The sequence below is a fragment of the Lelliottia sp. EB106-05-01-XG201 genome (assembly GCF_058791735.1).
The window spans coordinates 3,029,106-3,040,600 of sequence record NZ_JBYTDV010000001.1; the positions used below are offsets into that span (position 1 = coordinate 3,029,106).

The 11,495-nt window shown below is 57.4% G+C and carries 9 protein-coding genes; 1 reads left to right on the forward strand and 8 read right to left on the reverse strand.

Annotated features, from left to right (window positions below; all coding sequences use genetic code 11):
• Nucleotides 1-121: 121 nt before the first annotated feature.
• From mukB to cmoM, 4 genes are read right to left on the reverse strand one after another with little or no spacing between them, the layout of a single operon-like run.
• The gene (gene mukB / locus AC3WS9_RS14290) at nt 122-4,570 is read right to left on the reverse strand and encodes a chromosome partition protein MukB (RefSeq protein ID WP_492488975.1); all 4,449 of its coding nucleotides are present in this window, start codon (nt 4,568-4,570) and stop codon (nt 122-124) included.
• Complete coding sequence (mukE, locus tag AC3WS9_RS14295; protein WP_282492383.1) at nt 4,570-5,274, reverse strand: chromosome partition protein MukE; 705 nt, start codon at nt 5,272-5,274, stop codon at nt 4,570-4,572. The genes mukB and mukE overlap by 1 nt, the downstream gene beginning before the upstream one ends.
• A complete protein-coding gene (gene mukF, locus AC3WS9_RS14300; protein ID WP_282492382.1) occupies nt 5,255-6,577 on the reverse strand; it encodes a chromosome partition protein MukF in 1,323 nt (440 codons plus the stop codon). The genes mukE and mukF overlap by 20 nt, the downstream gene beginning before the upstream one ends.
• 3 nt (nt 6,578-6,580) lie before the next feature.
• Nucleotides 6,581-7,360 carry a tRNA uridine 5-oxyacetic acid(34) methyltransferase CmoM gene (gene cmoM, locus AC3WS9_RS14305; protein WP_492488977.1) on the reverse strand — a complete coding sequence of 260 codons (780 nt, stop codon included), beginning with the start codon at nt 7,358-7,360 and terminating at the stop codon, nt 6,581-6,583.
• A gap of 124 nt (nt 7,361-7,484) precedes the next feature.
• Between cmoM and elyC the strand changes: the two genes are divergently transcribed.
• Entirely contained in the window at nt 7,485-8,264 is a 780-nt protein-coding gene (gene elyC, locus AC3WS9_RS14310; RefSeq protein WP_492488979.1) for an envelope biogenesis factor ElyC, read from the forward strand.
• Here elyC and AC3WS9_RS14315 read toward each other — a convergent pair.
• The 4 genes from AC3WS9_RS14315 to AC3WS9_RS14330 all read right to left on the reverse strand — a co-directional run bounded on the left by AC3WS9_RS14315 (nt 8,241) and on the right by AC3WS9_RS14330 (nt 11,478).
• Nucleotides 8,241-9,134, reverse strand: coding sequence for a YcbJ family phosphotransferase (locus AC3WS9_RS14315; RefSeq protein ID WP_100776991.1), 894 nt, complete (start codon nt 9,132-9,134; stop codon nt 8,241-8,243). The genes elyC and AC3WS9_RS14315 overlap by 24 nt on opposite strands.
• A gap of 143 nt (nt 9,135-9,277) precedes the next feature.
• Nucleotides 9,278-10,024: a 3-deoxy-manno-octulosonate cytidylyltransferase gene (gene kdsB, locus AC3WS9_RS14320; protein WP_492488982.1), complete on the reverse strand. Its 747-nt coding sequence runs from the start codon at nt 10,022-10,024 to the stop codon at nt 9,278-9,280.
• Nucleotides 10,021-10,203, reverse strand: a complete 183-nt coding sequence (ycaR, locus tag AC3WS9_RS14325) for a protein YcaR (protein ID WP_282492378.1) — start codon at nt 10,201-10,203, stop codon at nt 10,021-10,023. The genes kdsB and ycaR overlap by 4 nt, the downstream gene beginning before the upstream one ends.
• Nucleotides 10,204-10,248: 45 nt before the next feature.
• Nucleotides 10,249-11,478, reverse strand: a complete 1,230-nt coding sequence (locus AC3WS9_RS14330; protein WP_492488984.1) for a winged helix-turn-helix domain-containing protein — start codon at nt 11,476-11,478, stop codon at nt 10,249-10,251.
• Between the last annotated feature and the right edge of the window lie 17 nt (nt 11,479-11,495).

The window sequence follows — 11,495 nt, forward strand, 5'->3', positions numbered from 1 at the left end:
AAGGCACAGACGCTACTGCCTTACCTTATGTAAAGAAGTTTAAAGATAACGCAGCGTGAAGCGCAAGTTAAGCAAATAAAAAGGGCAGCACCCTTGTGCCGCCCTTTTCATCAAAAACGCGTTACGACGCGTCTGCCGTACCCGGTAACGACTCCGGCGGCTGCGGTGCAAAACCGCGCAGGCCCACGACGTGTACGTGCTCGGTATTATTGAACACCTTACGCACCAGTTTGTAGGTCGTGCCTTTTTCCGGACTGATGTTTTCAGGTGCTGCGATAATCAGCTGCATATCCAGACGGTCACACAGCTCAAACAGCGTGGCGATGGAACGGGCATCGAGTCGGGCAGCCTCATCGAGGAACAGCAGACGGCACGGCGAGATATCCTTGCCGCGCAGGCGTCGCGCTTCATCTTCCCAGCTCTGCACGACCATTACCAGAATCGACATCCCGGTACCGATCGCTTCCCCGGTAGAGAGCGCGCCAGACTCTGCGCGCAGCCAGCCGTCGGAACCACGGTTAACCTCAACTTCCATTTCCAGATAGTTACGGTAATCCAGCAACTCTTCACCGATAGTTTGCGGCGTGCGCTGGCCCATATCGATCTGCGGATTAAGACGCTGATAGAGCTTCGCCAGCGCTTCCGAGAAGGTCAGGCGGTTGCTATTAAACAGATCCTGATGCTGCTCGTGCTGCTCCGAGAGCACATCCAGCAGAGTGGCGTGCGCTTCACGAACGTTAACGTTCAGACGTACGCTGTTCACCTGGCCGAACGACACGCTCTGCAGGCCCTGGTTGAGCATACGAATACGGTTCTGCTCGCGCTGGATGGTTTTGCGAATAATGTTCGCCACGCTGCGGGAGCTGATCGCCAGCTTCTGCTCGCGAGAGGTCAGCTCTTCCGTCAGGCGGCCCAGCTCGATTTCCATCTGTTCGATGGCTTCGACCGGATCGTCCGTACGGATGATGTCCTGACGAATACGTTCACGCAGGTGCTGATAAACCGCCACGAAGAACTGAATTTTACGCTCAGGACGTTTCGGATCTTCAGACATACGCAGCACATCGCGCAGATGTTCGTTGTCTGCCACTGCCGGGCGCAGTGCACCCAGCGCCTTATCCGACATCGAACGCAGCTCATCACCCGAGAGATAAGCCAGCTCGCGACGGTGCAGACGACGTTCAACGCCGCTGTCTTTCACCAGACGCATGACCGCACACCAGCCCGCTTTGGCGGTCACGACCTGCTCGCGCATTTCGTGATAATCGCGTTCCAGCTTGCGCAGGCGACGGGTCAGGTTATCCATCTCCGCTTCGCACAGGGTCAGGGCTTTTTCCAGCTGATGACGACGGGTACGGTTATTGCTCAGCTGGCTGTGCAGTTCGTCGCGACGAATGCGCGCGCGCTCTTCCGCCCCGCTGTCCGCGCGAACGCCGATATCCTGCAGCTCTTTATGCAGGTCGGTGAGCAGCTCTTTCTTGGTATCGAAGGAGCTTTTCAGCGACGCCAGAACCTGATTGTACTGGCCGAGCTGCGCGGCGTGGCTGCGCAGGGCATCGCGGCTGCGGCTACGCTCCGCTTCCGCCTGCTCCAGACGCTGGCGCAGTTTTTCGTTCAAATCGCTGTTGCCGCTCAGCATTTCTGCCGAGTCGCTGTAACCGAAGTGCGCACGACGCTGCACCACTTCGGTCAGGGCAAACGCCTGCTGGCGCGCATCACGCTGCATCTGCTGGGAGTAGGCGTAATCTTCTTTCAGCTGTTCGTACTGTTCCGGATCGCTTTGCAGAACCGACAGCACCGGCTCCAGCTTCGCGAGCTGGTTGCCGTGCTGCTGCACAAAGCGCGCGGCTTCCTGGGCTTCATCCAGACGTTCCTGAATTTCATCCACTCGATCGGCCAGGGTTTCGTCACCCAGCAGATTCAGACGCGGCAGAATACGGTTCAGGGCAGCGACGCCCTCCTTCGCCTGTTCAAACTGCACGCGGCTCTGCTGATTATCATTTTCATGATTGCTCAGGGCACGTTCCAGTTCGCCGCGGCGGGTGTTGAGTTTACGGATTTCAGCTTCAGGATCGGCCTCAAAGGCCACGGCTACGTGGCTACCGATAAAGCGGCTGAACGCCTGGTGTAAACGCTGGGTTTTCTGCACGTCAAATGACAGCGTCGCGAAGCGTTCAGACAGGGTTTCACGTTCCGCGTGCAGGCTTTCGATACGGTTTTCACGCGCCGCGCGGCCAAAGATCGGCAGCGTCGGGAAGCGAGAATAACGCCACTGGCGGTCGGCGACTTTCACCACCACCGCTTTTTCCAGCTCATCGACGTTGAACACGCTGTCATCAAAGGACTGCGGATCCCCTTCGATCAGATAGAGATCTTCCGGGCACTCTTCCAGCCCTTCCAGTTGATCGGCAATCAGCGACAAATCCGGAACGACGATCGCATGACGGGACGGGCCATACAGTGCGGAGTAATACGGCGCATCTTCAAGGCTGACGTCGTCGTAGATTTCGGACAGCAGCACGCCGCCAAAACGTTCCGCCAGCGCATTCAGACGGGCATCTTCCGCACCGCCTGGCTGACTTAAACGTTCAATTTCTTCATCGACAGCGTTTTTACGCGCGCCGACTTCGTCACGCTCAACAATGGCTTCACGCTCGCGCTCCAGCAACTGTTGCAGATATTCGGTCACTTCAGAGCTGGATTCGAACTCTTCGCCGCACTGCTCGCTCAGCTGGTTCAGGCTGCTCTGCGCGGCCAGCCAGACAGGAGCACGTTGCAGCAGAGTCTGAGTACGCGACTGAAGCTGTTCCAGCTCCTGGCGCAGTACCATGCGCTGCTCGCTGGCGCTGGAGACGCTGTCGGACAGAGACGCGATGCGCGCTTCCAGCTCCTGATGCAGAGTTTCCAGGTCGTCGATATCGACATGCTTACCCTGACGCTTGCAGAATTCAGCCAGCAGGCGTTCGGCCTCCTGCTGTTCACGCAGACGCTGTTCCAGCTCGTTCAGACGCATGCGCAGCGGCTGTACCTGCTCCGCCAGATGGCGCTGGTTGACGCCGTCGCGCAGCAATTCACGCGCCACTCCCCAGGCATCACTGCGCGCCAGCGGGCCGTTGATCGCCGCGACCAGCTGGTACGCCTGCTCAAACTGACTGTGCGCCGCTTGCGCCACGCTCATTTTCTGATCGAGGGAGAGTAATTTCTCCGTCGCTTCCTGTTCTTTTGCCTGGAAGGTTTCCAGCCACTCGTCGGCACTGTCCGGCGTTAAATCCGGAAGATGGCACAGCTCTTTCGCGCGTTGCAGCGCCTGTAACGCCTGAGTGTACTGAATGGCGCGGGTCTGCTGAACATCGAGCGCCTGCTGGTAGTCGGCCAGCTGATTTTTCAGCTCATCCACTTCAAGCTCAGCGGCTTCAGCGCGCGCCTCTTTCTCTTCCTGCATGTCGGCGGCTTCGGCCACCACTTCATTTTGTTCTTCGAGGCGGATCTGCAGCTCATCGAGATCGGCTTCGTAGCGCTCGATTTTCTCCTGCTGACGCAGGGCCGTTTGCACCAGATTCAGATGGTCGCTGGCGGCCTGATAATCGGCTTCCAGATCCCCTTCTGCGCCGTTGTGTTCGCCCAGCTCGCGGGCCATCTCAACGTGTTTATACTGCTCGGCCACCAGCTGTTTACGCGAGGTGAACAGCTCGCGGCGATACTCCAGCGCTTTATCCAGATGAATGCGACGCTCGTTGGCGTGGCGCATATAGTCCGCCGCCACGTAGTTAGTCGCTTCGCTGATCAGATGTTTGAACAGGTCGCGGTCAGACTGAGTGACGCGGATCGCTTCGAGCGTCATGCGGTTTTCGCGCAGCGCTGCTTCCATGTCCTGGAAGGCTTTACGCACGCCGCTGTTTTCTGGCAACAGGTAGTCGCGCAGGGAGCGGGTAATGGCGCTGGAGATCCCGCCGTAGAGGGAGGCTTCAATCAGGCGATAGTATTTGCTACGGTCCGATGCGGTGCGCAGACGACGCGCGACAACGCCCAGATCGAACATCAGCGAGTGGTAATCGGTAATCGAGTTGAACTGCTTGAACTGGACGCCTTCGATTGCTTCGAGTTTGTCCTTCAGTTCATTGAGCGGCAGCACGCGCGCCTGGCGATCGTTCAGGGTTTCCGTCAGCAAAGAGGTCGGTTGAACCGAGGTCGGCAGCCCCTGAATGGCGAAGGGTTTGATGTCGACTTTACGGTCGCGACCCGCAATTTGCTGAAGACGCACACCGACCACCACGCGCTGATGGCGGGAGTTAATGACATCCAGCACCGAATAACAGACGCCCGCTTTCAGCTTACCGTGCAGACCTTTATCGCGGGAACCGCTTGTTGCGCCCGCTTCGGTGGTGTTACGGAAGTGCAGCAGCGTTAAATCGGGGATCAGCGCCGTGACGAAAGCCGCCATGGTGGTGGATTTACCCGCCCCGTTACCGCCGGAGAGCGTCGTGACCAGCTCATCCAGATCGAAGGTTCGGGCGAAGAAACCGTTCCAGTTAACCAGCGTTAGCGAACGAAATTTACCGCGTTCAATCATTATTCTTCCTCCCCGCTATCCGGCTGACTCTCTTCAATCTCATCATTGAGCTGTAAATTGTTTTCTAATGGCATGGCTTCACCGTCGCGGATCATGCGCAGCTGCGCTTCACGCGGGTCGTCGCCAGTGCGCACGTCAGCGCCAAAGCGGAACACGGATTCGGTAATGCGGAATTTGCTGCTGTCGTGGCCCATAAACCAGACCATTCCCAGACGACGCAGACGGTTCAGGGAAGAGCGCACTTTTTCCTGTAACTTCTGACGGTCAAGGTCAGAGCCGGTGGAGCGGTTGTTGACCAGCTTGAGCAGTTTGCTCTCGTCCGCCAGGCTCAGCAGCTCTTCATACAGCTCCTGCTGGGTGAAGATCCCTTCGTTCGCCAGACGTTCCGGGCTCAGGTAGAGATAGCACAGGATCTTGCCGACCATCATGTCCAGCTCGGACAGCACCGAGCGCGGGATAAGCGTCGTGGAACGCGGGCGGAGGTAGAAGAAACCTTCCGGCGCGCGGATCAGCTCGACGTTATAGCGGGCGTAAAACTCTTCCAGATACTCCTGGAAGTCCATCAGAAATGCGTGATTATCCAGCTCGTCAAGACCAATGTGACGACCGGCACGCAGCTGGCTGTCCAGCGCCGGAAATAACGGATTTGCCAGCGCCTGGGCCAGTTTTACTGGCATCACTTGTTCAATATTTGTCAATGACATGCGCCTGTACCTTGGCTCCGTAATCGTTAATCGGCTGCCACTTCGGCGGCAGTCCGGTGAAATCTGCTTGCGCGACGCCCAGGCGCACGGCCTGGTCGACGACGATGCGGGCGATATCAAAATGGCGCGCACGCGGGTATTGCACCAGATAGTCGCGCACCACGAGACCAAGATCCAGCGGCACTTGTCTGGTTTTATAGACGGCGAGCTGTTCTTCGATCATTGCCGCAAGTTGCTCGCGAATTTCGTTGAATTCTTCAAACTCCAGATCCGGAGGCAGTTCACCGGTAACCTCTTCGTCGCGCAGCGCCATCTCTTCGTCACGCATATCCAGCAGACGATCGGCGTTGGCGTGGGTCAGCGCCCACGGCGCATCGAAATAACTCTGTACCGACTGGCGCAGACGCTGGGCGAACACGCGGTTCTTATCCATGTCGATAGCCGTTCGGATAAATTTATGCACGTGGCGGTCATAGCCGATCCAGAGATCGATCGACTGTTGACCCCAGCTGATAATACGGTCGAGCTTGCTTTGCAGATCAAACACCAGACGGTCGACAAAATGCAGATCGTCATGGGCCAGCGTCGCATCCTGAATGCGTAGCAAGTTCGCCTGGAGTTTATCCCCCGCCGCTTCCAGCGTGTCCTGCAGCTCGCGCAGGGTTCCGGAGGTTTCTGACAATAGAAGTTCACAGCTGGAGATCGCCGCCCGCCAGTCTTTATTCAGCAGTTGCGCGATATCGTCTTTCACCTGCTGCTGCTGTTCGTCCATCAGACGCTGGGTCAGATCGATGCTGTCGAAAATCTCGGCCACCGAGTATTTCAGCGGGGCGTAGACGTTGCGATGCCAGTGGAATTCATCCCCATTTTCGTCCGCCGCATCGGCCGCGCGTTTCAGTTCGCCCGCCACAATCGACAGCTGCATTGAGAGACGCAGCGTGGAGAATTCGCGCTGGCGAATGTAGTAATCCGTGATGCCGATGCCCAGAGGCGTCAGACGATAGATGGCGTTTCCTTCCGCCTGCTCGCTGGTAAAGCGGTTCAGCAGACGTTGACGCACCATCTCGTTGATCGCGTTGTTGGCACGCACGTTAATGGTTTCGCTGGTTTGCTCAAACGCATCACTGACATGGCGGAACGCGTCCACCAGTTCACCCTCGCTCATTTCTCCATCCAGACGTTCGCCGTTCAGCGTGGCAACCGCCAGCAGGAATGAGAGTCTGTCGACCGGCAGTGAGATGGAGAAATCGTTTTTCCTGGCCCAGGCAACCAGTTCGGGGACTGTCTGGGAAAATTCACTCATAAATTATCCTTGCTTCTGCGGCTTGCGCGCGATGACGTGAATGTATCGCCCAAGACTGATAAAGGGTTCCTGACGGCAATACCGCGTTTCTATTTCTGTTAACGCGTCAAGACAGTCATGCTGTTTTTGTTTATCGCGCAGATAATCATGAAACACCCTGACGCCCGTTTTCCCGGTGATCTCCCAGCCCATCTCTTCCAGCCAGCCGTAAACCTGCTGCGGATCGCGGGGGAAATCCGGCGAAAGCGTGCGCCGTTTCTTTTTATACATGCCCTGCTGTACATAGCCGAAATTGCCCACCAGGACGTTACGCATCAGCAGGCCGTTAGCATTGTAGAACATCAGCGACAATGCGCCGCCGGGCGTCAGCACAGACCACAGGATTTTTAGCATCTCCTGCGGCTCGGCGATCCACTCCAGCACAGCATGAAACAATATCAGATCAACCTGAGTTTCCAAATGCTGCGCAATGTCCTGAGCGGCGCAATGTATAAAATGCATGTTGTCGCTCACACCTTTCTCTTCTGCCGCGCGTTTCGCGCGTTCGACCATTTCAGAAGAGAGATCGCAAAGCGTGACGTGATGGCCGCGCTGCGCCATTAAAATGGCGGTCTGACCTTCACCGCCGCCCGCGTCCAGAACCCGCAACTTTCGGTCACCAAAGGTGGCCAGCACGGTGTCGAGATCCTGCCACAGGATCGTCTGACGCAACTGCCCCTTGGTGGTGCCGTAAATGTTCCGCGAAAACTTTTCCGCGATGTCATCAAAATTGCGATCCCGCATTGGGAGAGTTCCATCCGCTAGCAGCAAAACCGCTATTTTGTCACACCCGCGCGGAGAATGAACCTCTCTGGTGTAATATCGCGTGTAATCACCTGCTGTATGGTTAAAAAAGGAACCAAAAAGGATGCTTTTTACCCTAAAGAAATACATTGGAGGGATGATGCTTCCCCTCCCTCTCCTGCTGATGTTCATTGCGCTCGGGCTGCTGTTAGTCTGGTTCACCCGTTTTCAGCGAAGCGGTAAAATCGTCATTACGACGGGTTGGCTGGCGTTGCTGCTGTTAAGTCTGCAACCGGTGGCGGATGGGCTATTGCGCCCTATCGAAGATAAGTACCCGACGTGGCAGGGAAATCAGAAAGTGGAGTACATCGTGGTGCTGGGTGGCGGTTACACCTGGGACGAGAAATGGGCGCCCAGTTCGAACCTAATCAATAACAGCTTGCCGCGGCTCAACGAAGGGATTCGCCTGTGGCTGGCCAATCCGGGATCGAAAATGATCTTCACGGGTGCCGCCGCTCAAACCAACCCGGTCAGCACCGCAGAGGCCGGGGCGCGCGTGGCGGAATCCCTTGGCGTGCCGCGCTCGGCGATTATCACCCTCGACAGCCCGAAAGATACGGAAGAAGAAGCCGCCGCCGTGAAACAGGCGATCGGCGATGCGCCTTTCCTGCTGGTGACCTCCGCCTCGCATCTGCCGCGGGCGATGATTTTCTTTGAACATGCCGGATTGCACCCGCTCCCGGCCCCGGCGAATCAGCTGGCGATCGACGCCCCGCTCAACCCGTGGGAGCGCATCATTCCGTCCCCGACCTGGCTGATGCACAGCGATCGCGTCGGGTATGAATCCCTCGGGCAACTCTGGCAGTGGCTGAAAGGCTCGTCAGGCGAGCCAGGGCAGGAGTGATTTCGTCGCCATATCAAAGTTCGCGCGGTTAAAACGCCCGGTATTCACCAGCTGCGCGACTTCATCCCACAACAGATACAGCCAGCGACGCCAGAGGAAGGATTCCGATACTGGCGCTCGCTGCAGATAGTGCCACATCAAACTCTCAGCCAGCGCGCTTTCGCCTAAGCGGAAGAGTTCATATTCGCGCGGTGCCCACAGCATAATGCCCGGCCCGACCATCGCCAGAAGCTGATCGCTACGGGCATCTTTTAGCATGCTGCGCAGGGTAAAGTTGCCGTGAACTAACACACAGTTGTCGTTAAAGCCCTCGAACATCGTCGGCAGACATTCGCGGGTGCGGAATAAAATACGCTTATCCTGCATGCTCAGGCCAGTATTGTTGAACTGATTGAGGGTTCCCCAGAGCACTTCCACCCGCTGGCGATACCAGAGCGGCCAGAGATTTTCCTGGGTGCTGTCCACCGGCCCGACCAGTCCACGGCTGTCCTGGCGATGCCATGACAACAACCCTTCGACGATCTGATCTTTGAGCTGTTCCCAGCGATCCGGCGTTCTGGCGGGTGCTTCGACCGGGACACCGCGCAGACGCTCAATCAGCAGCACATCCGGGCCGGGATGCTCTTCGTGGGTCATGACGCCGTACACCGTCGGCATCCGCACCGTCCCGCTGCGCGCCAGCATCGACATTTTCCACGCCAGCTGCCTGGCGACGCCCGGGGAGGTAAAGCTTCTCGCCATTAACGGCATGGGATTGCCGTTACTGTCATACAGCGACCACAGGGAAGTGTCCGCCTTCTCGCTCACGCACTCCACCCGACTGAGTTTTTCGCCCAGCAGGTGGCTCAGCTCAGCACGCAATTGTTCCATATGAGATTACCCCCATCAAAACTACTGCTTTCATAATGAGCGCGTAGCCGACGGATGTCACCCTTATGAGATCAATTTGAAGCCAGAAAAATGAGATAAAACGAGGCGGTAAAACATCCCCCCGAACGAGGGGATGCTGGAGATTATTTCAGTTCTGCGCGCACGCGCTCGAGATCTTCCTGGGTATCCACGCCGGTACCCGGTACTTCCTCGGCCACAGCCACATGGATCTTTTCTCCATACCACAGCACACGCAGCTGCTCGAGCATTTCGATCTGCTCCAGCGGGCTTGGTGCCCAGGTCACGTAGCGGCGGATAAAGCCAGCGCGGTAGCCGTAAATGCCCAGATGGCGCAGGAACGTATCGCCGATGGCCTCTTTAGACTGGGCAAAACGGTCGCGATCCCAGGGGATGGTCGCACGGGAGAAATAGAGCGCATAACCTTCCGCGTCCATCACCACTTTCACGGCGTTCGGATTAAATGCCTCTTCCGCGTGATGAATCGGCACCGCAAGCGTTGCCATTCCCACTTTGCGCTGCGCGAGGTTTTCCGCCACCTGACGGATAATGACCGCCGGGATCATCGGCTCATCGCCCTGCACGTTAACGATCACCGTATCATCGCTGAAACCGCATTTCTCAACCACTTCCGCCAGGCGTTCAGTACCGGACTGGTGATCCGCGCGGGTCATGCACACTTCGCCGCCCGCGGCTTCCACCGCACGCGCCACGTCTTCATGATCGGTGGCGACGATGACGCGCTCGGCACCGGATTCGCGCGCCCGGTCGAGCACGTGAACAATCATCGGTTTACCGTTGATATCGACCAGCGGTTTGCCCGGTAAACGGGTTGAGGCGAAACGTGCCGGGATGATGACAACAAAACTCATGGTCTGCTCTCTTCTGCCGCCAGCGTACGGGCTTCGGTTTCCAGCAGGACGGGAATGCCGTCACGAAACGGGAATGCCAGGTTGTCGATTTTGCAAATCAGCTCTTGCTTATCCTGGCTGTAATACAGTTTGCCGTTGCACACCGGGCAGGCAATGATTTCAAGTAAACGGTGATCCATAGTTCCTCCGTATAGGTTATCGCTAAAGCTTACCACATTCCTTTTTCAGGCTATGTCTATTTCCCAGCCACTCCGACAGCCCGCAAACAACCCGTCCGGCAGTCGTGCCAGGGTGATCTGACGAGCCTGCTGCCAGAGAGCAAAGTCGTTGAGCGCGGAAGTGAGACCTTTCTCCAGCGTTGCGCTGACCTTCACGCCCTCTTCCAGATAAAGCGAAATGATTTCGAGAACGCCGGTTTTGCGATGCATTTTCGCGTCCATTCGCCCGACCAGACGGCCTTTGTGCAGCAGCGGCAGGACAAAATAGCCAAACTGGCGCTTTGGCGCAGGGGTGTAGCATTCCAGGCGATAGGTGAAATCAAACAGCTGCTCGGCGCGTTTGCGGTCCCAGACGACGGGGTCGAAGGGAGATAAGACCGCGCTGTGTGACGCGGTCAGCTTATCGTCATCAGCCTGAGGTAACAGCGGGAAGAGATCCGCATGGAGCCACATTTCGCCAAGACGCTCGACTTCCACGCGCAACACGCGCTGATTGTTCTGCCAGCTTTCGAGTAGCGGTTTTAGCGCAGGCTGCCGCAGACGATAGTAATCCGCCAGCCACTGGCCGCGGAAAATTCCCAGGCTGCGGGCGCTGTTTTCCAGCATGATATTTTCAGCCGTGGCCTGATCGAGCAGATCGCGCTCATCGTCCCAGTGCGGCATCACCCGGTGAGTCAGATCGTAGACGCGCTGGAAATTGCGCCGCTCCACGACCATCACTTTCCCGGAGGTAAACAGCCCTTCCAGATGGCGCTTATGCGGTTTCCACTCCCACCAGCCGCTGGTGCCTTTGCGCGGATGTTCAAAATCGGCGGAGCGCACCGGGCCGTTGTCCTGAATATGGGCGATCAGCTGGTCGATCTCATCGGCATTTTCCTGCATCCACTCTTGCCGGTACTTCCAGCCCATTTTCTCAGGCGCAAGCATGCGATGGCGCACCAGACCGAAATCGCTGCGCGGCAGGAAACAGGCTTCGTGCGCCCAGTATTCCATGAGTTCGCCCTGACTCAGGGCGTCATCCAGCCACTGCGCGGGATAATTCCCGAGACGACTGAACAGCACCAGATAGGGGCTGCGGGCGACGATATTAATGGTGTCGATTTGCAGCAGCGACATGCGCTGGATGGCAGAGAGAATATCGGCGGGCTGTGGGCGACGGCGGGGCTTTTTCAACAGCCCCTGTGCGGCGAGGTGTAAATGGCGTGCGGCACTTAGCGAAAGTTGCGGTAGAGACATGCGTTTTCCTGTCAGTC